Below are 24,626 nucleotides of genomic sequence, written 5' to 3'. Positions count from 1 at the left end.
ATATGGATGCAAAGGAGGCCTGTGCTCGTGATGGAAGAACTGTTTCATCAATTGATGCTTCTCGGGCTCAGCGATAATGAGGCTCGTAGCTACGCTACCTTGTTGCGTTTTGGTCCTTTAACTGGCTATGAAGTCGCCAAGAGGAGTGGAATTGCTCGTGGGAATGTCTATGCTTGTCTGGGACGGTTACTTGAGAAACAGGTCATTGTGCGGAGCAGCGAAGATCGCTTTCTTGCACTTCCGCTCTCGCAATTTGTGGCGCTTCAGCAGGAACGTTTCTCTCTGGCTGCCAAGCAGGCACAACATACCCTTCATCGCCTTCAAGAGAGCCATGAAGAAGCTCAGGTTGTCTCGATTACCGATGCTCAAGCGTTGCTCGAACGATGCCGTATGGTTATTCAGGAGGCCGACCGACCCCTCTTTCTAGCTGCCTTTCCGTCCGAGTTAGAAGCGCTTGCGCCAGCCCTCCAACAAGCACAGCAGCGTCGTCTTCCCATCGAAGCGATTTCCTTTGGTATCCCTCCCGCAACATGGCCGGAGGCAACCAAGCATTTCGCGGCTGATGATATTCGCGCCGCACAGCAGGGAGGCTCCTGCTGTTGGCCTCATGGCCTCACGGGATCATTGGCGTTCTCACCGAAGATGGAACACACAGTGCAGGCATCTGGGCATGGAATCGCTATCTGGCAAGTGTTATTGGGCTCTATGTAGCTCACGAACGCTTCACCTTACACCTCTGGTCGCGTTTACCCGTGGCTCAAAAACGTGAACTGACGACGCAGTTGACCGATCTGAGTAGCCGCATCACGCTTGCTGGTCTCGATCCTGATCAACCATTGCGCCATTTACTAGAAGGAACGCTCACGCCTCCTGGAGTATCGCTGAACATGAAAGAAGTGACTGATGAACCTGGACATCACCCTTGCTGATTTTCGTCTGGCTCAGACGATCCTGGCTCCGCAGATCATCACAACGCCCATCGTGGAGGCTTCCTCGTTGCTGACACAAACCGGGCATCCCATCCTGCTCAAAGCCGAGAACCTCCAACGGTCAGGCTCATTCAAAATACGTGGAGCCTCCTATTGCATCGCACGCCTGTCGCCCGAACAGCGCAGGCGAGGAGTTATGGCATATTCCACCGGCAATCACGCTCAGGCCGTGGCGTTGGCCGCTTCGCTCCAGCAGATTCCCGCGACGATTGTGATGTCTCCCGATGCGCCTGCGCTCAAGGTCGAACGTACCCAAAAAGCTGGAGCAACCATTGTGTGGGCTGAGCCTACATCTCAGGCGCGACGAGTGCTTGCCGAGCAATTGGCGGAAGAACACCACCTGGGACTCATTCCGCCCTATGATCACCGAGACATTCTGCTGGGACAGGGAACCATTGGACTCGAAATCATGGAGCAATGTGCTCCTGCCGCCGTCTTTGTCCCCATTGGTGGAGGAGGATTAATTGCTGGTATCGCCCTCGCGATCAAGTTGCTCAATCCCTCTATTCAGATCATTGGCGTAGAACCCGAATGGGAAAATGATGCCTGGCTGTCATTCACGCAGGGCAGACTGGTCACGAGTCCTTCGGTAAGCAAGAGTATTGCTGACGCGATTCGTGTGCAAGCTGTTGGCGACCTCCCCTATGCTGTTCTTCGCCGCTATGTTGATGAGGTCGTAACGGTCAGTGAAGCCCAGATTGCTACGGCAACACTCGATGCGCTGGTCGAAACACATCTGGTCCTTGAGCCTGCTGGTGCCGTTGCCCTGGCAGCAGCACAAGCCTATCAGGGCCTCTTGCCTATGAGCAAACCAGTGGTCGCCATTGCCAGTGGTGGCAATACGACACTCGAAGTTCTCTCCTCACTCGCCGCTATGCGATGATGAGCAATTGTGGCATCTTTTCTCGTTAGAGACATGAAGCATATAATCCCAGCCCCCCAAATGGACAGCAGCACCCTATCCGCTCACTTGACCTCTTCCTCAAGCATGGGGAACTCGGGGGCGTGGGTCTGGGCCCAATCGATGAGCGCACACAGCGTTGGAAGCAGCGTTTGAGCCAGTGCCGTGAGCGCATACTCGACACGCGGAGGCACGGTTGGGTAGACCGTACGTGTGACAAAGCATTGTTTCTCTAACCGTTTCAGCGTTTGACTAAGCATCTTGTGCGAGATACCACTCACATCGCGCTTCAACTGGCTGTAGTGCCTGGGCCCGTCCGCCAGGGCGACGATTACCAGCGTGGTCCACTTGTCGGCAATCAGGTCGAGCAAGCGCCGTGATGGGCAGCGCACACTCCAGACGTCGGACCCACGAAGCTTCCCAAGCAATTCTCCAGTTTCCATGCCACTCACCTCCTGGTAAGTCATGTACAAAAAAGTGCGTTCTTGTAGAAAGGCTTTTACTCTCTTATAGTGAGTATAGCACGAAGAGAGAGTTGCATCTCTACTAGCTGATTGATTCGAGCGTTTGGCCGCGTAGCAACGCTACCAGAAGCTCGAAAAAAGCGACGGAAAAGGCCAGAGAGGCGAGTGTAAAAACGACATAATAAGTGGAAGTCATCAGTCCATTTTGAAGAGAAACAAGAGGAGAAAAATGAATGCCTATCCCCGTATTTTGGTGATCTTTGGGAGTACGCGGCAGGGCCGCAGAGGTGAAGTCGTGGCAAACTGGCTCATGGACCGCCTGGCGATGCGCACCGATGCTACATTTGACTTGGTTGATCTGCGCGATATCTCACTTCCTTTCTTTGACTCTCCTACCTCGCCCGTGTATGGGCACATCGCGTCTGAAGCTGAGCAGTGGGCAGCACAGGTTGATCGGGCTGATGGCTTTATCTTTGTGACCCCCGAATACAATCATGGCTATTCGGCAGTGCTCAAGAACGCCATCGACTATCTGTACTCCCAGTGGGCACATAAGCCTGCCGCTATCGTCAGCTATGGTGGCTTCGCCGCAGGCTATCGGGCGGCGGAGCAGTTGCGCCAGGTACTCATCGAGCTCAAAATGGTCCCCATTCGCGAGCAAGTTGGCATCTCTCTGGTCCCGAACTGGATTCCCAGCGTCTCTGACGCGCCTGATTCGCCAAGTGGAGCATTCCTCGACCGATCTTTCAGCGGAATGATGACCGAGTTGCTGTGGTGGGTCACCGCCCTCATACCGGCGCGCGAACGTGATCGGCTGTCTCAAGATTAGCAAGGCATTCGAGTACTATCAGCTCAGGGTTGCCAGTGACATCAAGGGCAATGGAATGGTTGAGCATGAGCGGAACTAAGCCTTCATCAGACAGCCTTCAGGTTTGAGGACTCGCTGCGTTGAGGCTGGATATTGCTCTAAGTTTGCAGATGAACGGAGAGGGCGACAAACTAGCTCATCCCCACAATTCGGGCATTGGCCTTTCAAGATGTCCTGAGTACAAGTTATGCAAAAGGTACACTCAAAGGTGCAGATCATAGCCCCTTCTTTATCCGCAGGAAGGTCCCGATTACAGCATTCGCAGTTCGGGCGCATAGCAAGCATAGATAACCTCCTTCATGAAAGAGAGATGAAAAGCGTATTCTCTCCTTTTCCCCTAACAGGAGAGACTCCTGTTCTATAGAAGGGAAAAGGAGAACGCTGGTCTTGTCAGCTTGATTTGCTCTAAACATCATATTACAGAGAACGTGGACCTGAGGAAAGAGCCACTTGTTGCAAAAAAGAAAGGAGCCACTCGCAGGAAAGGGAGGCTGAAGCATCGGCATGCTCATCCAGGCAACAAAAGACCGCTCTCATGGTTTCATGCCTTGTTAGCTCAATCAGCTACAACGGCTGACTCTTCACAGGATGTGAGAGTACCCGATATAGATCTGCGCATCACTCCAAGCCTCGGGTCTCTCGCCTCTAGTCTAAGCAAGAACAGGCTGGCAAAGAGCGTCAGCCCAATAAGGACGATCCAGGGATAGGCCGGTCCCAATGTGAACAGCGACGCGAACAGGGTTGGTGCAATAGTCTGGCCCAATCCCCAGGCCGCGAATTGATATGTTGCGATGTAACGGCCACGTGAGGGCCCTGGGCCTATTTCAGCGACCAGGGCGTTCATTGCCGGGCCATAGAGCAGTCCTCCACAGGTATAGATCCCAACGACCAATAATATGTAAGGAATCAGCCAGCCCGAAGGGAGGACAAGCGCCAGGAGAAACAAGCCACCTGATCCAATCCACACCCATCCAGCAAGGATCAGGATGCGTGTCCTCCTCAAGGAAACAACGAGCCGTACGATCAATGCTTGCAGCGTGAGGAGGGTTGCGCTGAATGTTGCTTCCACACCAACAATCCAGGAAGGTAAATGCAGCACGTTCACCAGGTAGTAGGGAACAATATCTGAGAGCATGATTAAGCAAAGCACAAAAACAAAGCTGCTGACAAGAATACCCAGAAACGTTTTGTCACGCAGGACCGCCCGATAGCCCCCCGGCCCTGTGGGGGCATTCAGAGGTTGATATTCAGATACCACCTGCTTGCTTACAGGCAGGCTCCAGATACAGGCCATTGCGAGTAAAAAGCTCGCAATATCAACGTACAATATCACCTGATAAGCAGTGGGACCTCCAAAGGCAACGAGGAGCCCTGCAAGTGCGCCTCCAATACAATTTCCCGCGTTTTGCGCCACTCCCACTAGCCCGTACCAACGATCTCGCGCCTTCCCCTCTGTCGAAATACTTGCGATAAAAGTGGGTAAGGCTACCCAGAATAGGCGGCCTGCGATGGCTCCTGGCAATGTCGTCAACGCGAGCAGCGGAATGGTACGCACAAAGAGGTAGCCCAGACAACTCAAAGCGGCAAGCGCCATACTAATGAGGATGACCCGGCGTGCTCCCACGCGATCCACCAGCATACCCGCCAGTGGAGTCATAGGCAGGCTCAGCAACATGCTAATGGTGATCACGCCTCCAACGGCTGCCAGAGGCAATCTGGCGACATTTGTGAAGTAAAGCAACGAGAATGGAAGAAATAGCCCTGAACCCAGAGCATCAATCCACACCCCAAGAAGGAACTGCCATTTACGCCTTCCCACAAGATCCGTCCTGTTCAGTGTGTTCATGGTGGAGAGTATCCTTCACTTGCTCCAATCAGATTGGAACGAAAGAAAACCTTGGCGGCAGACGAAGCTGCCGCCAATGATGATCCGCATCAAGCAAGTCGGCTATTTGCCGAGTTGGCCAATGAAATCCTGGAGATCGTCTGCGTACAATGCGGGTTCCTCCCAGGCCGTGAAGTGCCCACCACGAGGGAAGTCGGTAAAGTGCTTCAGCTTCACCTGCCGCTCAGCCCATTCACGGGGCAGAGGAGCATCCCAGGGACAATGAGCGACGGCTGCGGGAACAGATGGACGTTCTTCCGCGTTTGCTTTTGGGGTTGCGTGAGCCATTTCATAGTACCAGCGGAACGAGGAGCCAATCGTTTGCGTAACCCAATAAAGCGTGATATTGGTGAGCAACTCGTCTCTGCCAAACCGCTGCTCAATGTCCTCCACCGTTGAGCCAGTACAAATGAAGCTCATGATCCAGGCCGCCAGAGCGGCAGGGGAGTCATTCATGCCGTACGCAAGGGTTTGTGGCTTGCTGGACTGAACCATGTTAAAAGCCCCCTCTTTCATCCACCACTGCCCGATGAAGCCCGCGAACTCCTGCTCAGCAGGTGAGAAGGGAGGATCGTAGGTCTTTGTGAAATCTGGATAGCCAGCATCCGTCAGGTGGATGGCGGTTAACGCCTCCGGGTAATTGCGCGCGAGCGACATGGTGATCAGCGTCCCGCCATCACCTCCTGCGGAGACAAATTGGTCGTATCCGAGAACATCACGCATCAATTTGATGAACAGGTCAGCGTGCGCATCGTTGTTCATCGCTTTGCGGTCTGAAAACCCGGTTCCGGGGATGGACGGAACGATCACATCAAACGAGCGGTTCGGGTCACCACCAAAGCGGGCGGGATCAGTCAGCATGGGAATGACCTTGTGATAACGATAGAAGGAATCGGGCCAGCCGTGGAGGAGCAGCAGCGGTGTTGGGTTTGGTCCTTTGCCGCGCTCATGGATGAAGTGGACGCCCACGCCATCAACATCGGCTTTGAAATGCGCCAAGGTATTCAGTTCCGCCTCGTGTTTCCGCCAGTCGTACTCATGCTGCCAGTAGTTGGCTAGCTCTTTCATGTATTGCAGGTTCGTACCATACTCCCAACCCGCGCCTTCGACCTCATCGGGCCAGCGGGTGCGAGCCAGGCGCTCACGCAAATCGTCAAGGGTGGCTTGTGGGATAGCAATGTGAAATGGTTGAATGCTCATAGATTCATCGCTCCTTGCGTCTATCTTGCTTTTTCCTCTGCTTACAAAGACAGTGTAGTGCCGAAGGAGGGCAGAATTGACCCTCCTTTGTAGTGAATATGTCACGTGTATTGAAGCGCTTTTATCCCTGCTCTCCTTTTTCTTTACATGAAAGATGCGCGCTCGTCGAGAGGTCGAGCAAGCTCAAACCGAGACGACGAATGGTAAGCAGCACGCCATAGAGTGCCGCCTGATCTGGAAGCTCCCCTGAGAGCAACGAGGTACCATCGCTTTGATGTGCAATGCATAGGTCCTCAAATCTGCTTTGCCAGGAGAGGTCGAGATGCTCCTTCACACGGATCTGTACACGCATATGCGTTCTCCTTCCTCTGCTTCCTCTGGCACGTATGCTGCGGTGCTTGAGAGAAGTATAGGGGAGAAAGCAGGGAGAATCATCACTCTTGTTCGTGATTGTAAAGGGTGATAACGATGCGATTTGAGGAAATACCGGATAACCCAGAAAAGGCACTGATGACGTGGAAATGAGAGCGCGTTAGAGCAAAGACAAACGTTGGGCCAACGCGATAGCTTCCGCGCGACGGCTCACGCCGAGCTTGCGATAGATGCTGCTGACCTGAGTCTTAATGGTGTTGCGGGAGACAATCAAGGTCTGCGCCATTTCAACATACGTTTGTCCAACTGCGAGCAAGCGTAACACCCGTTGCTCCTGGGTTGTGAGCGGGTCCAGGAGTGCAGGTGTTGAAGGGGAACTTGCTGTACGGTTCTCTTGCTCTTGCGCTCCTTCGGCCTGCACCGCGCCCCCCAAAGCCTGCCTCTGTTCCTCCTGTTCGAACGCTGTCAGCAATTTTTCCACGAAGAGCCGAAACGCTGCAGGTGCGGCATTCGTTTTGTGTTGCGGTTCGTTCAAGAAGCGTTGGAGCGAGTGGCGCATTGGTTTGCCAGCATCAAGGAACACACGAACATTGTCCTCTGGTTCTGTCAGAGTGAGTAGACGCATGAGGATGGTTCGCGCGTGTCCTCTCTCCCCTGTCTGGTGTAGCGCGACCACATAGAGCGCCAGAAAAGAGGTTGTAATTTCGATGTCCTCTCGCTGGTCAAGGTGCTCGCTGAAACGTTCCAGGGTTTCGCGCGCAGCATGGTACTGCTGTTGCGCTAAGAAAACTCGAACTAGCATCAGCAACTCCTCTTGGCGCTCATTCTCCCAGGTGTCCTGAGAAAAGGACGCTTGTGCTGCCCAGCCTGCGGCCTGGAGCTGGTCTCCTGTCGCTAGCCAATACCTTACCTGGGTAGAGATGAGCAGAAGATGGTGCAGCGAAAACCCCTGGCTCTGGATCAGGGCTTGTGTCTGTTGTAGTATCTGGGAAGCGGAAGCATGCTTCCCAGATGCAAGTTCTATGTCTATCAAGAGTAGACGCCCAATAACCTGCAAATCTATTTGCTGGTAGGTCTCTGCATCCTGGATCAGTGTTCTCAGGAGGCAACGAGCCTCTTCCAGATGATTCCATTGATACAAAATGCACGCTCGCCAGTACGAAAAGTACCCTGCCAGGAGAGCATATCCATCAATCTGGGAGATCAGGTTGAGCGCCATGACGCTTTCCTGGTGCGCCAGACGTAATTGTCCCGCCCTCAGAGCGATTCCGGCCAGCCATTGCATGACTTTGATGATTGCAAAGTGGCTCCCAGACTGCAATGCTTGCTGCTTTGCATCCACAAAGCGCTGGACCAGGGAGGTTCCTTCTCCCAGCAAGGTCCAATGCAGAATGAAGGTGACGGAGAGTGGGATCATCTGCCAGATCATCTCGTCTTCCTGGTCCATGTGCTGCATGCGCTGCTCGATGAGGCGATACTGGTCACGATCACCTCGTGCCATCTCTTCAATCGCGTCGCTCCAGAGACGTAGCAGGAACAGACGCTGTTGGAGGAGTGCCACCTCCTGAGCTTCTAGCATTTCTTCGCCTCGCTGCCTGAGCACTGCCTCTACCCGTGCCATCAAGTATTCCGCCTGCGTTCGTGTTTTCCCGCGTTGTGCGGCAATGATTGACGCGCTGGCATTCAGCAGATAGAGTGCCGCAGTTAGGACAATGCGAGCATGTTCGCGTACTTGTACCTCGGGGAGCGCCATGACCCACTGGTAGAGCGTCTGGCTCTCACCATGGAGCCAGAACTTCTCGGCTGTCTGCTCTATTAGCGTTACGGCATATGCAAAGTCTGCCCCTGCTAGCGCATGTGTTATGGCTTCTTGCCACGCTCCTCGCTCTGCATACCAGTGTGCTGCTCGTTGATGGAGTAGTGGTACCAGCTCCTGCTGGGTGGCCTGTAAACGCGCGAGGAGCGCTTCTCGAAAAAGATCGTGCATGCGGTACCAACGCCGTTCTGTATCAAGGGGAACCAGAAAGAGGTTGGCGTGCTCAATCGTTTCTAGCATTTCCTGGCTCCTCGCTTCTGTCGTGACAGCCTGGCAGAGAGAGGCGGTTAAGCGGCTCAGAAGGGAGGTTTGGAGCAAAAAGACTTGAAGAGGAAGAGGGAGGCGCTCCAAGATCTCTTCCTGCACATAGTCCAGCAGATAGCGGTGGCTGCCGGTAAAGTTTTGCACCAGAGTAGCGTGATCCGCACGCTGTTGGAGACTGAGCGCTGCCAGTTGCAATCCCGCGATCCAACCCTCTGTACGACGCGCCAGTTGGGTTACTTCTTCGTCTTCAAGTGCGAGACCCATGGTGTGTGTCAAAAAAGCAGCGGCTTCCTCTTGCAAGAAACGTAAATCGGCGTCTCGTAGTTCTAGCAATTGACCGCGAGCACGCAGTCGTGAAAGTGCCAATGGGGGATCAACGCGGCTGGCAACCACCAGGTGCAGGTGCGTCGGGAGGTGTTCAAGTAGAAATAGCAACGAATCATGAATAGCTTGTTCATCGATAAGATGGTAATCATCCAGTAGCAGGATGGTTGGTTCTGTCAGAACACTCAGGTCATTCAAAAGTGTAGTTAAGGCAGTAGTGAGAGGCGAAGGCTGAGGCGAATGGAGCATTGCCAGGGCCACCTCTCCAATCCCAGGCAGACAGGTGCGTAGGGCGGCAAGGACCGAGACCCAGAAACGTATTGGATCATTATCCAGTTCATCAAGCGAGAGCCAGGCAATGGGGAAAGAAGCGTGGGTCGCCCATGCAGAGAGCAGGGTGGTCTTGCCCCAGCCAGCGGAGGCAGAGAGCAGCGTTAGTCGATGGAGGGGCGTGGCACCGAGCCGTGTAAGCAAGTGTTCTCGCGCTACTAATGAGGAAGGGAGACGCGGATGAGAGAGTTTGGTTAGTAGCAGCATCGGCTTGTGCCCGGAATGGTCTTGCGGAAACTCAGGTGGAAGAGTGGCGGATACTGTCTTGCTGCTGAGAATTTGAGCCACTTCTTCTAAGCGTGTGAAGGTCACATGAGGGGTTCGTCCAAGATAGTGTTTGTGAGTACGGCGAGCCACGGTATGGTAAGCATACCAATATCCCTCGCCCCGTGAGCGAGCCTCTTTGAGAACGCTGAGATGGCCAGAGCGGCCCTGGAAGGAGAAGGAGGAATGCGTCGCTAACCAGGTAAACCAGGAATCTTCATCTTCCGCCATCAGGAGTTGGGGCTGTTGCTCCGGAACATGAAGACGATAGGCGTTGTTCTCGCTCGACCAGATAAGTATATATGTGGGTCGCTTTGGCATGGATTCCTTTCACACAATATCTTTCATCCCCAACTCCCCAACAGGGTGAGTATAGCAGAGATGAAGAAAACAAATACGATTTGCAAACGGCAACGCAAGCGAGTGCGGTGCAATTTTGGACGCGTCAGCACTGAGAACAAGCCTTTCAACCGAGATTCCTTCTTGTCTCGCCAGCAAGGTGTTCAATTACCTCTCGGAGAACCTGTCCCCCACACACAACATCTTTCGCCGAAAGCCCTCCATACCCAAGAAGAAGACCATTGCGATCTGGCGTTCCAGCATAGCACGTATCTATCGTTGAAACAAGAATGCTGCGCGCCTTTGCATCCTGAGCAACACGATGGGCGTCCAGATCCGCGCGGAGTTCGAGATACGCATGCAAACCGGCATCAAGGCCACGTAACTGCGCGAGGTGAGCGATAGGAGCGAGAACCTCCTTTAACAACTGGCGTTTGTGTGCATAATGGTGCCGCATCCGGCGAATGTGCCGATCGAGATGCCCTTCTGAGAGCAGGATTGCCAGTGCTTGCTGTGTCGGCCAGGACGTGTGATAGTCGGAAAATCGTTTCAAGCGCTCGACCGGCTCCCGCAGGGGCGATGGAACAAGCAGATAGCCAATACGTAAAGCAGGGGTAAGCACCTTCGAAAAGGTTCCGATGTAGGCCACATGCCCCGTGGTATCGAGACTGGCAAGTGCTGGCAGCGGAGGAGCATGGAAGCGAAACTCGCTATCATAGTCATCTTCGATAATCAGGCTATCGTTTGTTTGTGCCCAGTCGAGCAGTGCCAGACGGCGAGTCACCGAGAGCCTGGTCGTAAGGGGGTATTGGTGGGATGGTGTGACATGGACAAGCACAGGAGCAAGCGGGCTCTGGGAAAGCTGATCCACGCACATCCCATCATCGTCAACAGGCAACGGAAGAATCTGCGCGCCGCTAGCAGCCAGGATATGACGGGCTACAGGGTATCCCGGCTCCTCGAAGCCCACGAGGTCGTTTGGTCCCAGGATGGCTCGCGCGAGCAAATCCAACGCTTGCGTTGCACCAGAAGTCACAATGAGATCTTCTGCCTGGCAAGCAATGCCCCTTGCTCGCCCAAGATAATCCGCCAGGGCCGCTCGAAGGCGTGGGTCTCCGTTTGGTGATCCACACATATTTGGCGGCAAGTGCTCAATGGCTTTGCGCCAGACCTCGTGCCAGATACGTGTCGAGAGGGGCGTGATCGTGGGAGTGCCAAGCCGAAATTCAATCATATGGGGATCTGACGAAGGCGCGGAGATCTCAGGGAGCGTTGGAGGACGAACCCATCGAGGACATGGGGGCGGGGAAGGGCGTGACAGGCGAGTGTGTAGCGGAAGATCCTGTCTGACGTAGGTTCCTGATCCATGCCGCCCCTCAAGATACCCTTCAGCAAAAAGCTCATCATACGCTGCGATGACGACATTCCGCGAGAGGCCGAGATCTGCGGCAAATGCTCGCGTTGATGGTAATTGTACCCCGGCTGGAAGCAGCCCATTGGTAATGGATTGGCGTAGTTGTTGCACCAATTGGGTATGGAGTGACTCCTTGTGCTTGCGATCCAGCGTGATTGACAGACCAAGGGAAGCTCTCGCCAATGTGGGTACCTCTCCTTCAAGTGGTTCCTTCATTTTTGCAATTAGTGGTCCTTTTCTTGCATCCACTTTCCTTGTAGTATAGCACAAAGAAGCAATCTTCAAGAAGAAATGAAAGGGAAAAAAGATGTTAGCATATGTGTTTTGGCATCAGCGGGCGAGTAACGTAACGAGAGAGGAATACCAGGAGAAACTGGTCGCATTTCACCAGATATTGCAAGAGCGGCAACCACAGGGCTTTGTGGGCTCTCTGGTCCTGGAGATGGCCCAGTTGCCGTGGATGGTGGAAGGGAGTGAAGTGTACGAAGACTGGTATCTCGTTGAGAATTCGGCGGCACTTGATCCATTGGACAATGCAGCGGTGACTGGAATCTGCCGAGAGCCGCATCATCAGGTTGCGCGCCTGGCGAACAATGGGACTGGTGGCCTGTATCGTTTGAAGGAAGGGACAATCAATCTCACCCAGGTGGCTGAGATGCGTTTCGCCACCTGGTTCAGTAAGCCCTCTGGCATGAGCTACGACAAACTGTACGAAATTCTGCATCAGAGGCCATACGATCAACAAGGCATCTTGTGGCAGCGACAGATGACGATGGGGCCAGCACTGGAATATTGTTTACATGGTTCACAAAAAAGCCTGTTGGCAGAAGAGATCAAGGGCGTGCAGGTAGAAGTCCAAGCAATCTTCGCGCCTGGTCGATAAGCAAAGGGGAAGAATAGTGCAAGAGATCGAAGACCCTGAACTTCGTCGATAATGCGTAGGAGGGGAAAATGGTTCCCCTCCCATTCATCAGGAAATACACTTCAGCGAGAAGTTTGCTCCTGAGAAGTACTATTTGATTAAGGTTGCTTTGAGGTTAATGGGTGTGGCCGCGAGCGCTTTGGATACAGGGCAATTTTCCTTGGCATCCTGCGCAAGTTTCTGGAAGGTCTCTTCGTCTATGCCTGGCACAACGGCATCGGTCTCCAGGTCAATAGGGTTGATGGCGAATCCGCTGGGCACCTGATTGAAATGTACGCGCGCGGTTGTGTGCACTCTCGTTGGCGTGAAGCCAGCATTTGCGAGCGCGTTCGACAGCGCCATCGAGTAACAGCCAGCGTGCGCTGCGCCAATGAGTTCCTCAGGATTGGTGCCGACAGTCTCATCGCCCATGCGTGATTTAAACGAATAGCTGCCCTCGAAGGCTCCACTCCCCACACGCATGGTCCCCTTACCCTGCCGAAGATCGCCTTGCCATTCGGCGTCTGCTGTACGTGTTGGCATAATTACGTCTCCTTTATGACTCTCATCAATTAGCTTCAACAATGAACTGGTCCTTTTCATTGGACCTTATTTCCTCATCAAAGGAACATAGGTATATCGTAATTCCGAAGCGGGTTAAGGTGTACATGTCAGGATAAAATGGCTCTCGCCTATTCGATACTGGCGTACAGGGGCGTCTCGCTAGTATCAAGCCAATCTCTGATATTGTCCTTCTCCTGCAGCTATTATAGCACTTTCTCATGCATAGACTTGCGAAAATGCCCCTTGACACTGAAGGGTAGATAAGGCATGACAAACAGAGAAAAGACAGAACCCAATGCATTAGGTTGTGATATTTGGCTCATCCTCCAATAGTAGACCTTGTTTCTGGGCCAGAGCGATAACTTCCGCGCGTGATTGTACACCCAGTTTGCCATAGATGCTGGTAAGATAGGCCTCGACCGTTTTAACGGAAATAGCGAGCCGCTGGGCAATCTCACTGTTGCGTGTGCCCTGGATAATCAGGCGCAACACTGCGAGCTCGCGATTAGTCAGTTGTTCTACTGGTGTGAGAGCATGGTCTTCATACTCCTCCAGCACCTCGCGTACTTCCGGGTCCAATGTTCTTTTATTCTCTGCTACGTCTAGAACAGCCTGGCGGATATCACTGCTGCGGGCACTTTTGAGCCAGTAGCCCTTCACTCCCAACTTTAGCATCGTCTGGACATAGGTACTCTGCTCATAGGCAGTGAGCACCAGGATCGCTGGCGGCTTCTCATGCGCCAGCATTAAGCGCGCGGCACTGAAGCCATTCATTCCTTTCATGGAAATATCCAGGATTACCACATCAGGCATGTATTGTTGGCACAAGGCGAGAGCTTGCGCGCCATCACCTGCCTCGCCGACTACAGAGAACCCTGGGTTCTCCTCTAATAACCGCCTTGTGCCTTCGCGCATCATTGGGTGATCATCAACGAGCAAGATACTAATGCTTTTTTTCATGGTCGTTTTCCTTTTACGCTCTTTCAAGAGAGGTGAAGGCATCATCTCTCCGGGAGGGCGTTTCGAGAATACATTGTGATCTATATGTTGCACGAACAATGACGCCACGTCCTGGTTGTGTGCGTAGCTGTAACTGACCTCCTACCGCGATCATACGCTCATGCATACCTATCAGACCTAGCTGCTCATGCTCAGGTTTGCCTTTGAGAAAACCACGTCCATTATCATAGATGAGTAATGAGGTACCTCCCATCGAGGTAGAGCGTAAGCGCAGCATCACGCGGCTGGCTCGTGCATGTTTGGTCACGTTGGAAAACGCTTCTTGCGCAATACGATAGAAGGCTAATTCAACCTCGGATGGCAGGCGGGTGTTGTCTGTTCTGGTACAGAACACGGTAATTTGCAGGAATTTAGTACGTTGCTCTGTCTGCTGAGCTAGCCAGCGTAAGGCCTCTTCTAACCCTAAATCATCGAGCAGCGGAGGGCGCAGTTCCAAACAGGTTCGGCGCAGGCTGCTCACCAGCGAGCGTGCAAGTGGCAATGGGGCGGCAACGTCGTTCGTGATGCTCGCATCTGATAGCTGTCGCACCAGGAGCAGCGCCTGTTGTAGTACCTCGTCGTGCAGTTCTAGAGCCAGGTGTCGTCGTTCATCCTCTTGCGCTGAGATGACACGCCGATTCAATGCGGTGAGCTGACGCGCGTTCGCCTGGGTCTGTTCCAGGTAACGGCTGTTCACTTCCAGCACGGAAAGCTGGGCTGCCAGTGTTGCCAGGAAGCTTTTATCCTGACGGCTATATGGCTCATAGTTTTGCTTTGGCCCCAGGCAAAGGAAACCATTGAGTGTATCACCGTCAGAGAGTGCTAACAGGAGCACACCATCGAGTAGAAGCGGTTCATCTGAGTGTGGCCTGATATGCGTAAGTGCCAGGTTCGCAATGGCTGCCAATCGCTCACCAGCCAGGAAAGGAGGCTCTGTATTGAGATAGATGTGCCATGGTAGTACAAGGTATTTGTGGTCAGCGCTAGTCGTCGCATGGCCCTGCGTGCGTACCAGCAAGGCAACACCGGTGGCGTTTAGTAGCCTTGCCAGGCGTGGCAGAATAAACGCGCAAATCTGGTCAAAATGTTGTAAACGTGTGAGTTCAGCACTTAACTCACGTAGCGAGCGATTATATTCATAAAAATCATGATAGAAAACCTGGTCGCCGAGATTGCGGATGGCATGCCAGGCCCGGGGAAAGAGACAGAGATTGACAATCAATAAGCCAGCATAACAGTAGTCTTGTACGACCTGTGACGCAATACTGTTTTGGATAGTTTCGATAAGCATAATGGTCGGAACAAGAAAGAAGCAAGCCAGCATGAGCCACATCAGAACCCGCATCACCTGGCGACTAAGCAGGCTAGTCAGACCTAAAAACTGATGACGGATCAGTGAGTAGCCGCAGAGAATGGGCAACAACATGAGGGGGGCAGGAAGCAGGTGGGTAAAGCTATTGAGTACGAATGAATTGGGAATGATCACATTATGCCTCAGTGCTTGCGCGAGCAAGAAAAAGGCAACGCCAGCGATCATCAGCCGGCTGATTTGTTTTTCAGAGGATCTGAGATGGCGTAGTCCCCAGAACATGATCCCGCCAATAATCAGGACGCAGATCCCAGCGTATATGCCGATAATAAGCGCGGCTATCGAACGCGCCCAGGGGAGAAACAGGATAATGGGCAAATCGCAGGCAATGAGAACGATGCCCATGATCAGGGGCGCATATGGTAAGAGGGGCAGCATTCGATATTTCTGTCCAGGTGGGATGCGAGGCAGCAAGCAAACAAAGGTAGCAGCTATGCCCCATGTCATCGACCCCAGAATATAGAAGACGATATTCGTCCAGAGTTGACTTTGGGCATTCATCAGAAAGAAGAGATAGGAGGCACAGTAGAACAGGCCATATGCCATACGCGCTGCTGGCCGATCAGTGGCCCGAAGATAGATGGTAATCCCGGTCAGGCTAAAGATGATGGCCATAAAGCAGGACACAACGAGTGATGAAAGGGGATATGTAGAGATAGCTGCGTTGAGGTGAAGGACGATGTTGTGGCCAATAACCTGGACATAGATGGATGATGCCGTTGGCTGGCAATGCACCAGTGTCCCAGCCTCGGAATGATCAACAGGGAAAGGTGCACTGATCGCGTGCACAAGCATCCCCGGCTCAATGCCATTGATCCAGGCATCGGTAAACATTGAGACATGCACAATACGGCAGACATCGGAGCGTCCCGCAATCGGGACAAGCGTGATATCAGATTGAGTTGGTTGAAATGAACTGGTATATGCCAGTATGATCACAAACACCTGAATGGTCAGACCGCACAGAATCACCAGCCAGCGATGCGTGAGGAAATAAGAGATTTTTGCTTTATCCATGCGATGTCCCTGCTTCTGAAGTTCTGAGTAACCGTTGCCTTACAGTATTGTAACTGGTTTGAGCGAGGAAAACATTAGGGGTTTCCCTGTAGACAGGTGCTCCTTGATGCCGTTAAGCTGACGAAAGTACAACCATTGTAAGATTCTATAAATTTTATCAGGAGAGCACTATGTCTTCTCTTTCTCGCTTAAGTCTTGCCAATCGAAGCATCGCGGCATTGGTAACGATAGCGGTGATCCTGGTCGGAGCGTTTGTCATTCCATCGCTCAAGCAGGAACTCATGCCATCGTTGTCCTTTCCCGCGATTTCTATTGTCACGGTCTATCCTGGCGCTTCACCCCAGAGTGTGGAGCAAGAGGTCACTAATCCACTTGAAAAGAGTATTCAGGGAGTGCAAGGACTCCAACAAATAACATCTTATTCCAGTGAGGGTGTCTCTCAAATTATTGTGCAGTATGACTATAGTGTCGATCTGGATAAAGCCAATCAAACGTTGACGCAATTGGTGAATAAGGCCCAGACAAGCCTTCCTTCAAGTGTGGCACCCCAGGTCAACACATTTAACATTGCGGATCAACCGATTATTCGCCTGGCTGTCTCCTCTTCCAGCAATCAGCAAGATCTAGCTGTGAAGCTGGACCAGGACGTCACGCCCGTTCTGGAAGGTCTGAATGGCGTAGGCCAGGTTCAGGTAACCGGCGTGCGCACTCAGCTTGTCCAGATTACGCTTGATCTCAAGAAACTCCAGGCGAAGGGATTGAGCACAAGCCAGGTGCAGAGCATTTTACAGGCCAATAATACGACGATCTCGGTCGGTGAAGTAAAAGACAATGGGCAGACCGTTGCTGTACGTGTCAATAACGCTGTTACAACGCTAGATGACCTGAAAAACCTTGTTGTGAGCGGGGGAAGCAGCACCTCCCAACAGACATCGCCATCCATGCCGGGTGGCCAGAAATTACCTCCCGGGATGACTTTACCAACAACGACAACCCAGTCTACCCCCTCGACGCCAGTTAAGCTCGAGGATGTGGCGACTGTCGAGCAAGTGTTGTCTCCCTCCACCACGCTAACCCGTACCAATGGGAAAGATAGCCTGGGAATCTCCATTACAAAAAACTCGAATGCCAATACCGTCTCTGTCTCCCAGGAGGTGAAGAACAAACTGTCAGAGCTAGAACAAAAGCTCGGCTCAGGGGCAACGATTACGGTCATTGCCGATCAGGCCCCATCGATCCAGGCCTCAGTGAATGATCTGGTCAGAGAAGGGGCCATTGGGGCTGGATTCGCGATTCTCACCATTTTGCTCTTCCTGCTTTCAATCCGTTCTACACTTGTGACCGCCATTTCTATCCCTGTTTCTATCATCATTGCTCTGATTGGGCTGTGGGTGGGTGGTTTTTCACTCAATATCCTGACGTTGGGTGGTCTGACCATTGCGATTGGGCGTGTGGTTGACGACTCCATCGTTGTGCTGGAGAACATCTATCGCCATCTGCACTCTGGTGAAGAGAAACGCGCTGCGGTTCTCAATGGTGTACGCGAGGTCGCAGGCGCCATCACAGCGTCAACGCTCACGACGGTTGCCGTCTTCTTGCCGATTGCCTTCACCACCGGCCTGGTTGGAGAGTTCTTCCAGCCCTTCTCAGTAGCTGTTACCATCGCGCTTCTGGCCTCGCTATTGATCGCACTGACCATTATTCCTGTACTGGCCTACTGGTTCCTCAAAACGCCTAAACGCGCACAGCGCGCGGATAGCCACGAAAAGATTGGTATTCTAGAAAGAGCCTATGTGCCAATGATCCGCTGGGTCACACACTATCGGGTCGTAACCCTGATTATTGCGCTGGCCCTTCTGGTCTCGGCTGGCTGGGGTGCCACTAAGCTGGATACCAATCTGATTGGGAACTCTAGCTCGAATAGTTTCACCATTAGCCAGCAATTGCCAGCCACCGCTGATCTGGATACTACAAACAAAGCAGCTCAAGAAGTAGAAGCGATCCTGAAAAATATTCAGGGTATCAAGAACTATCAGGTTACCATTGGATCTGGTGGTAGTGGTGGTGGTGGTAGATTCTTCGGATCGTCGGGCGGAAGTACGAATACCGCTACCTTTGCAGTGACCACAAATGATGGTGTTGATCAAACGACGGTGCAACAACAAGTCAGCGATCAAATAAAAACGCTGAGTAATGCCGGCACTATTACGGTTGCGGGTTCCCAGTCTTCGGGCAGTAGTTCTACGTTATCGATCAATGTGCAGGCCTCCGATGAGGGAACGCTGAATCAGGCTACGCAAGAGGTGCTTGATTCCATTACACAAACCCCCAACTTGAAAGATGTGACCAGTTCACTGGTCAATGCTGCGCCATTAATCGATATCCATGTGGATGGAGAGAAGGCGCTCAAGTATGGGTTAACACCTTCACAGGTTGGACAAGTACTGCGCACTATATACAATGGCACAACTGTCACCAATGTGACGCTGAATGGGAAGACGCAGGAAGTTGACCTCAAGTTTGGAGACCCAGCAACGACCGTTGAGGGAATGAAGGACATGCTCATCCCTTCCACGACTGGTACTGTGCGCCTGGGAGACCTGGCTACTGTGACGCAAGTCAACGGTCCAACTCAGATTACACATGTTAGCGGTTCCCGAACCGCAACGATCAGCGCAACCGTAACAAGCCAGAATGTTGGAGCGGTCAGTGCGAATGTACAGAGCCGCTTGAAAGCGCTTAGCCTGCCAGCAGGAGCGTCCTTCTCGTTGGGTGGTGTTTCGTCAATGCAGAGTCAAGCTTTCCAGAGCCTCGGCCTGGCCTTGCTGATCGCTATTCTGCTTGTCTACGTCGTTATGGTTGCAACGTTCCGCAGCCTCCTCCAGCCATTACTGCTTCTGGTTTCGATTCCGCTGGCGGGTACAGGATCGGTCGCGCTCTTGCTCATCACACATACCGCGCTCGGTCTACCAGCGCTGATCGGTCTGCTGATGCTGATTGGCATTGTGGTAACGAACGCTATTGTACTCCTTGACCTGGTGAATCAATATCGCAAGAAGGGCTTGGACGCGCGTACGGCAGTCATCGAGGGCGGAAGGCGTCGTCTGCGCCCCATTCTGATGACCGCAGTAGCAACCATCCTGGCGCTGATTCCGATGGCGCTGGGCGTGAGCGGTTCAAGCGCGTTCCTTTCGGGTCCATTGGCAATTGTCGTGATTGGTGGTCTAACCTCATCGACCTTCCTGACATTGTTGATTGTGCCCACCCTCTATACCATTGTAGAGGATATTCGTGGACGCTCAGGCTCATTGCCTTCCCAGGAGGAACTCCCGCCAGTTCCAGAGCCTCAGTCACAAATGGTCTAGTATGAGGCGCATACGTGGTTCTCTTGAAAGAGAACCACGTATACCCAAGAAATAGAGGCTTACTCTGCACGGCGAATGCCCGACGAGTAAGCCTCTGTTTAGGGCTCTGTGGAATTCTTGTGCTATTCTAGATGAATAAAAACATTAAAGGCGGACTGACTGTGGATGAAACTCTATCACACACGGACATGTTAGAGGCTTCTCACTCGACGAACCTGGCGGAACTGAGCAATCGGGCACAGCAAATAAACAGACAATTCCAGATGCTCTCCACCAGTAACGATCTCGACCAGATGCAATCTGCTTTACAGCAGTTTCAGGTGCTCGAGGGCGCAGTGCGGACCATCATCGATCAGGCCGAAACTATTCAAAAGCACCTGAATGCCAGTGTCAACAGCTTTCTTGATACGCTACTACGCGCCACGACAGAAGAGCCTGAACAGGTTGGTCAGCTTCTTGCCAATATTGAAAATGCACCTTCGGAAAGCCAGCAAGCTGCATTGTATGACCTTCTGGGATATGTTTCGCCTGAAGCCGCGGCTATCTACGTGCGCCATCCTGAGCTGATACAGCTATCCTATGATCGAGTGCAGGCCAAACTGGCCCAGCCCCATCTGCCTACTTTTTATACCTTAATGGCCAATCAAATTCCCAGTCCACACGATCCAATTTACTCGCTTTTCAAAGTTCTGGGTGCCTGGCTAGATGTTGGTCGTGACCAAGATCAGCCAGACTTTGAACATTTTGAGTCCCGCGTCTGGAAGATCTTCACGCTTAATGAGGCTGCCTTGAAGCTGGGTTCCTATCGTCCAGACGACCGCCTACGCCCCACCATGCAGCCCCATCTGCAAGCCTCAAAAGAGGCATTATTCCAACATTTGTTGGCTGGTGATGCAGCTTCACTTACGCATCTTCACGAGTTGCGCCGGACGCACACGCTCCAGCGATTGAAAGAGGAATTGGGCGCCGATGGTGACTATCCCAGCGTACTGACCGAGTTCGAATATATCGAGATGGAACGCCTGGACCGGCTCAAGATCACACTCTATAGTGTTAAGCATCCCGATTTTGAGCAGTTGCTCATGAGAGAGACTGAGATCGAGAGCCCGGTACAGACAGGTGATGAGCTGATGTATGTGATTGGCCGCGATAGAGCTACAGGTGAGGACAGATTAGTCTTTCATCCTCGCTGGCATGCTGGAGAGCAAGTCACGCATTATATGTTGCTGGCGGGGATGGGCAATCTTGCAGGCCTTTTTGCAGGCACCTGTCGCCTGAGGCGTACCAACTGCTTTGCTTTCTATTGTGAACAAATGGACTCGCAACAGCGCACGCAAGTACTACAGCAGGAGCAGCAGCAGCTTCGTGAGCTGTTTTCCACGCCCCCCTTCTCGACTCTGGTAGAGCAGCATTACCCCTATACGCTGATCTACGTCGACGATGCGACTGGTCACCTACACTCCGATGAGAAGAACCGCCAGTTAGCCCTAGATGTTTTTAAGGAGAATGGTATTTATGTACCTGCACACGCGATGCGCTGGGAAGAGTGGAAAAAACCAGTGCTCTGGTAATGAATCGCACCTCGTAATGGACTCCGGTTTGACATTTCATCTCTCCACTGCATATACTTGGGCTAGCATTACTTCTAAGAAGGAGCAGTATGGGCAGCCCTGGCATGATGTAACAACCAAGCTATTCGCCTGTGAAGAGGATAGCAAATTCATGTCGCCACAACTCACTACGCGCAGAAGCGCAGGTGAGTCTCTACCCATACGTGCTTTTTGATTCAGGAAGGAATGTTACTCCATGTCTTTACCCTTGCATCTCCCGCAGGATGTGCTTGCCAGGCTCACGTCCGATCCCACTATACCCGCTACCGTACCCACGCTTCTAGATGCCCTGCTGCTCGGCGTCCAGCAGATGCTTGGGCAAAACCTTGTTGGCCTCTACCTGCGCGGCTCCCTGGCAATGGGCGATTTTGATCCCCTGGCCAGTGACGTTGACTTCTTCGCAGTCACCGAGCATCTGCTCACAGAGACGGAGTTCACTGACCTAACCACTATGCATGATACGCTTGCAACGTTGCCCAATCCATACGCGGTACACCTTGAGGGAGCCTACATTCCCCGCGTCTCGGTACGGCGTTTCACCCTGGGCGAGCGGCTCCCAACGCTCTTCCGCCAGGAGCGTCTGAAGTGGTACGAGCATGACTATAACTGGGTGCTTGAACGCTGGGTCGTGCGGGAGCACGGCTTGAAGCTCTGTGGTCCCGCACCGACCACGCTTATTGACCCGATATCAGCCGACGAACTGCGCGATGCAGTGCGCTTAAGGATGCCGGAATGGCTACGTTGGGCCAACCAGCCTGATGATCCCGATTGGCAGCTCCACCTGGGACAGAAAGCCTACGTCATCCAAACCATGTGCCGTGCCCTCTGTACGCTTGCCACGGGCACGCTACCCAGCAAACCGCAGGCCGTCGCCTGGGCGCTAGCGACCCTGCCCGACCCCTGGCGCAGCACCGTCGAGCACTCGCAGGCCTGGCACAACAAGCAAACGTTCGATGCATCTCTCAATCCCGAGATACAGCGTTTCATTCGCATGGCTGTCTCACAAGCAGAAAGAGATTTACGATGACGAAATTTCACCTGGATACCGAATCACCAGAATTGATGGCAACGCCTTCAACAACTATTGGAATGCGATAATAAGTCAGTAGCCGCTACTTACGTACGCGGCTACTGGGACTGCGCCCTGGCGTACGCAGCTACTATTCGGGGAATTTTTCAAGGACCAGTTTGCCGATCATGCTGCCTTGCTCCAAGGTGGCGTGAGCCTTGCGCAGGTTGGCGGCGTTGATGGGCGAGAGGCGCTGGGTGAGGGTGGTCTTAATCTCGCCTGCGTCGACCAGGCTCGCCACGATATCGAGGATGTGGTGTTGCTCGATCATGTCTGCGGTCTGGAAGCGAGGACGGGTGAACATGAGCTCCCAGGCGAAGGTCGCGCTCTTGCCCATCAAGGCGCCCAGATTGACCGGATTCTGGGGGCTGACAATGGAGCAGATCTTTCCCTGGGGGACGATGGCCTCGACCATATGGTCCCAGTGCTGGTCAAGGTTGTTGAGGCAGAAGATGTAGGGGATAGTGGGGTTGCCCAGGGCCTTCAGCTGTGGCGCGAAGGGCTGGTGATGATCGATGGTATAGTCCGTGCCGTGCTCCTTCGCCCACTGGATGGACTCCGGACGCGAGGCCGTTCCAATCACGGTCAGGCCCGCGCGTCTGGCAAGCTGGGTCGCGATAGAACCAACACCACCCGCGGCATTGATGATGAGGATGCTCTTGCCCTGGTTCTCGGCTGGCTGCTCCGTAACGCCCAGGCGGCTGAAGAGAGCCTCCCAGGCCGTCAAGGAAGTGAGGGGGAGGGCCGCTGCCTCGGCGAAATCCAGGCTTTTGGGCTTATGCCCCACGATGCGCTCATCAATGAGATGAAACTCGCTATCGCAGCCCGGACGGGTGATATCGCCCGCGTAGTAAACCTCGTCTCCGGGCTTGAAGAGCGCGCTCTCGGGTCCCACGGCCTCCACGACGCCCGCCGCGTCCCAGCCCAGGATACGCGGCGGCTCTTCTACCTTATCTTTTGGTCCACGTTTGCGCGTTTTGATATCCACCGGATTGACAGAGACGGCCTTGACACGCACGAGCAGGTCGCGCCCCTCTGGCGTTGGCCTGGGCAGTTCCAGGTCCACCAGGCTTTCAGGATCATCTATGGGTAAATAACGGTATAATCCAACGGCTTTCATCTATAATTTGCTCCTTTGCTTGTGTATAGGTGATGCGTTTTTTGTAGAGTCTATGCAAGCATAGACTTACGCGACTGGGCTGAGCACACTCACCCTTTACTTACAAGGAACACGATCCAGAAGCGCAAACCGTATGCCTGTGCAAATGAGCAAAACGCCTTTACGAGCTAAACTCTGAGGACCTCCAGGGCATTTCCTGGAAAGTCCATGTGTTGCCATCGGGATCGCTGAAGGCCGCGTACTTAATCCCCTGATCATGCTCATCAATCTCGCCTACTTCGACGCCCTGCCTCATGAGCGCTTCGCGAGCCTTTTGGACATCCCCAACGACCAGGTGCAGACCCCTGAGTGAACCGGGCTGCATTTCAATACCATCGAGGCCGGTACTCAGAACAATCGAGCAAGCCGATCCAGGTGGCGTAAGCTGGACTATTCTAATTGTATCAGTTGGCTGGATATCGAGGTCCGCGTGAAATCCCACCTTTTCCACATAGAAAGCTTTGGCGCGATCAATGTCAGTAACTGGCACTGGTACAAGCTCAAGTTTCATATCCATTATTCTCATTGATCCTTTCTGTTTACCCCCTGGCATATGGGATTACCAGGGGGTGCACTCCTTTAAGTAAGAAGGTTGGAGTCAGGCGGCCTTGAAATAAGACCGACGACCGTAGAAGATGAAAATGGCGAGCAGGCCCACCACCAGCGGGAGCAGGGCAGAGACGACATCGCCCCCCATAAGCGTTATCGCCGTAGCCCCTATCATGATGATTACTAGCCCGGAAGCAGCCAGCGGAGTCAAGAAAGGTTTGATGCGCAGGAGGAGAGGCAAGATGAGGCCAAGCGCACCAGCGACTTCAGCCACGCCGATGAACCGGATAAAGAGGCCGGGCAGCGGCACGCTCATCTGCGAGGTCATCATCTCGATTGGCATGAGCAACTTCATACTGCCAGCAAAGAGAAAGATCAGCGCGAGCAGTACCTGAACACTCCAGAGCGTGGTGAGCATAACCTTGTTCTGACGTTTCCCCTGGGTATTATTTTCGTTTGATACCTGAAGGCTTGCGACATTGTTCATCTTGATGCTCCTTTGTTTCTCGCTATTTACTTGCCCTGTACTTGCAAATTGCAAGTACAGGTACTATACTATTCCAATACCAGGACGCAAAAGCGGAAATAGCAAAT

The 24,626-nt window shown here is 53.1% G+C and carries 21 protein-coding genes; 8 read left to right on the top strand and 13 right to left on the bottom strand.

Going from position 1 to position 24,626, the window contains the following annotated elements:
- Nucleotides 1-30: 30 nt before the first annotated feature.
- The 3 genes from JMJ04_RS40675 to JMJ04_RS40665 are packed head-to-tail and all read left to right on the top strand — an operon-like array spanning nt 31 to nt 1,872.
- Nucleotides 31-711 carry a TrmB family transcriptional regulator gene (locus JMJ04_RS40675; RefSeq protein ID WP_236039011.1) on the top strand — a complete coding sequence of 227 codons (681 nt, stop codon included), beginning with the start codon at nt 31-33 and terminating at the stop codon, nt 709-711.
- A 41-nt stretch (nt 712-752) separates the two neighbouring features.
- Nucleotides 753-929, top strand: a complete 177-nt coding sequence (locus tag JMJ04_RS40670) for a hypothetical protein (RefSeq protein WP_201376059.1) — start codon at nt 753-755, stop codon at nt 927-929.
- Complete coding sequence (locus JMJ04_RS40665) at nt 904-1,872, top strand: threonine ammonia-lyase (RefSeq protein WP_201376058.1); 969 nt, start codon at nt 904-906, stop codon at nt 1,870-1,872. Before JMJ04_RS40670 ends, JMJ04_RS40665 begins: the two co-directional genes overlap by 26 nt.
- Nucleotides 1,873-1,955: 83 nt before the next feature.
- Here the strand turns inward: JMJ04_RS40665 and JMJ04_RS40660 are convergent, their stop codons facing one another.
- Complete coding sequence (locus JMJ04_RS40660; RefSeq protein WP_201376057.1) at nt 1,956-2,333, bottom strand: winged helix-turn-helix transcriptional regulator; 378 nt, start codon at nt 2,331-2,333, stop codon at nt 1,956-1,958.
- Nucleotides 2,334-2,583: 250 nt separating this feature from the next.
- On the opposite strand from JMJ04_RS40660, the gene JMJ04_RS40655 reads away from it, so the two are divergent.
- Entirely contained in the window at nt 2,584-3,183 is a 600-nt protein-coding gene (locus JMJ04_RS40655; RefSeq protein ID WP_201376056.1) for an NADPH-dependent FMN reductase, read from the top strand.
- Nucleotides 3,184-3,258: 75 nt separating this feature from the next.
- Here JMJ04_RS40655 and JMJ04_RS49255 read toward each other — a convergent pair whose 3' ends face one another.
- The 6 genes from JMJ04_RS49255 to pdxR all read right to left on the bottom strand — a co-directional run bounded on the left by JMJ04_RS49255 (nt 3,259) and on the right by pdxR (nt 11,613).
- Entirely contained in the window at nt 3,259-3,507 is a 249-nt protein-coding gene (locus JMJ04_RS49255) for a DUF1272 domain-containing protein (protein WP_201376055.1), read from the bottom strand.
- 271 nt (nt 3,508-3,778) lie between these two features.
- Nucleotides 3,779-5,068: an MFS transporter gene (locus tag JMJ04_RS40645; protein WP_201376054.1), complete on the bottom strand. Its 1,290-nt coding sequence runs from the start codon at nt 5,066-5,068 to the stop codon at nt 3,779-3,781.
- 102 nt (nt 5,069-5,170) lie between these two features.
- Nucleotides 5,171-6,307 (bottom strand): epoxide hydrolase family protein, encoded by a 1,137-nt coding sequence (locus tag JMJ04_RS40640; protein ID WP_201376053.1) that lies wholly within the window; start codon nt 6,305-6,307, stop codon nt 5,171-5,173.
- 121 nt (nt 6,308-6,428) lie between these two features.
- Nucleotides 6,429-6,659 carry a hypothetical protein gene (locus JMJ04_RS40635; protein ID WP_201376052.1) on the bottom strand — a complete coding sequence of 77 codons (231 nt, stop codon included), beginning with the start codon at nt 6,657-6,659 and terminating at the stop codon, nt 6,429-6,431.
- 180 nt (nt 6,660-6,839) lie between these two features.
- The gene (locus JMJ04_RS40630; protein WP_201376051.1) at nt 6,840-9,998 is read right to left on the bottom strand and encodes a winged helix-turn-helix domain-containing protein; all 3,159 of its coding nucleotides are present in this window, start codon (nt 9,996-9,998) and stop codon (nt 6,840-6,842) included.
- A 145-nt stretch (nt 9,999-10,143) separates the two neighbouring features.
- Nucleotides 10,144-11,613 carry a MocR-like pyridoxine biosynthesis transcription factor PdxR gene (gene pdxR / locus JMJ04_RS40625; protein WP_201376050.1) on the bottom strand — a complete coding sequence of 490 codons (1,470 nt, stop codon included), beginning with the start codon at nt 11,611-11,613 and terminating at the stop codon, nt 10,144-10,146.
- Nucleotides 11,614-11,737: 124 nt separating this feature from the next.
- On the opposite strand from pdxR, the gene JMJ04_RS40620 reads away from it, so the two are divergent.
- Nucleotides 11,738-12,313, top strand: coding sequence for a hypothetical protein (locus JMJ04_RS40620; RefSeq protein ID WP_201376049.1), 576 nt, complete (start codon nt 11,738-11,740; stop codon nt 12,311-12,313).
- A 129-nt stretch (nt 12,314-12,442) separates the two neighbouring features.
- On the opposite strand, the gene JMJ04_RS40615 is transcribed toward JMJ04_RS40620, so the two are convergent.
- The 3 genes from JMJ04_RS40615 to JMJ04_RS40605 all read right to left on the bottom strand — a co-directional run bounded on the left by JMJ04_RS40615 (nt 12,443) and on the right by JMJ04_RS40605 (nt 16,280).
- Nucleotides 12,443-12,874: an OsmC family protein gene (locus tag JMJ04_RS40615; RefSeq protein WP_007920702.1), complete on the bottom strand. Its 432-nt coding sequence runs from the start codon at nt 12,872-12,874 to the stop codon at nt 12,443-12,445.
- A 321-nt stretch (nt 12,875-13,195) separates the two neighbouring features.
- Nucleotides 13,196-13,855: a response regulator gene (locus JMJ04_RS40610; RefSeq protein ID WP_201376048.1), complete on the bottom strand. Its 660-nt coding sequence runs from the start codon at nt 13,853-13,855 to the stop codon at nt 13,196-13,198.
- Between the two features lie 13 nt (nt 13,856-13,868).
- The gene (locus tag JMJ04_RS40605) at nt 13,869-16,280 is read right to left on the bottom strand and encodes a sensor histidine kinase (RefSeq protein WP_201376047.1); all 2,412 of its coding nucleotides are present in this window, start codon (nt 16,278-16,280) and stop codon (nt 13,869-13,871) included.
- A gap of 170 nt (nt 16,281-16,450) precedes the next feature.
- Here JMJ04_RS40605 and JMJ04_RS40600 point away from each other — a divergent pair, with 170 nt between their 5' ends.
- From JMJ04_RS40600 to JMJ04_RS40590, 3 genes are all read left to right on the top strand, one after another.
- The gene (locus JMJ04_RS40600; protein ID WP_201376046.1) at nt 16,451-19,645 is read left to right on the top strand and encodes an efflux RND transporter permease subunit; all 3,195 of its coding nucleotides are present in this window, start codon (nt 16,451-16,453) and stop codon (nt 19,643-19,645) included.
- A 161-nt stretch (nt 19,646-19,806) separates the two neighbouring features.
- A complete protein-coding gene (locus JMJ04_RS40595) occupies nt 19,807-21,216 on the top strand; it encodes a hypothetical protein (RefSeq protein ID WP_201376045.1) in 1,410 nt (469 codons plus the stop codon).
- 235 nt (nt 21,217-21,451) lie between these two features.
- Entirely contained in the window at nt 21,452-22,282 is an 831-nt protein-coding gene (locus JMJ04_RS40590) for an aminoglycoside adenylyltransferase domain-containing protein (protein WP_201376044.1), read from the top strand.
- 133 nt (nt 22,283-22,415) lie between these two features.
- On the opposite strand, the gene JMJ04_RS40585 is transcribed toward JMJ04_RS40590, so the two are convergent.
- The 3 genes from JMJ04_RS40585 to JMJ04_RS40575 all read right to left on the bottom strand — a co-directional run bounded on the left by JMJ04_RS40585 (nt 22,416) and on the right by JMJ04_RS40575 (nt 24,519).
- Nucleotides 22,416-23,444: a zinc-binding alcohol dehydrogenase family protein gene (locus tag JMJ04_RS40585; protein ID WP_201376043.1), complete on the bottom strand. Its 1,029-nt coding sequence runs from the start codon at nt 23,442-23,444 to the stop codon at nt 22,416-22,418.
- A gap of 160 nt (nt 23,445-23,604) precedes the next feature.
- Nucleotides 23,605-24,000 (bottom strand): VOC family protein, encoded by a 396-nt coding sequence (locus JMJ04_RS40580; RefSeq protein WP_201376042.1) that lies wholly within the window; start codon nt 23,998-24,000, stop codon nt 23,605-23,607.
- Nucleotides 24,001-24,081: 81 nt separating this feature from the next.
- On the bottom strand, nt 24,082-24,519 hold the full coding sequence (locus JMJ04_RS40575; RefSeq protein WP_201376041.1) for a DoxX family protein: 438 nt from the start codon (nt 24,517-24,519) through the stop codon (nt 24,082-24,084).
- Nucleotides 24,520-24,626: the final 107 nt, after the last annotated feature.

The organism is Ktedonobacter robiniae, assembly GCF_016587375.1.
GTDB classification, from domain to species: Bacteria; Chloroflexota; Ktedonobacteria; order Ktedonobacterales; family Ktedonobacteraceae; genus Ktedonobacter; species Ktedonobacter robiniae.
The sequence above is the reverse complement of the archived record's forward strand: the minus strand, read 5'-3'. Positions and strand labels throughout refer to the sequence as shown.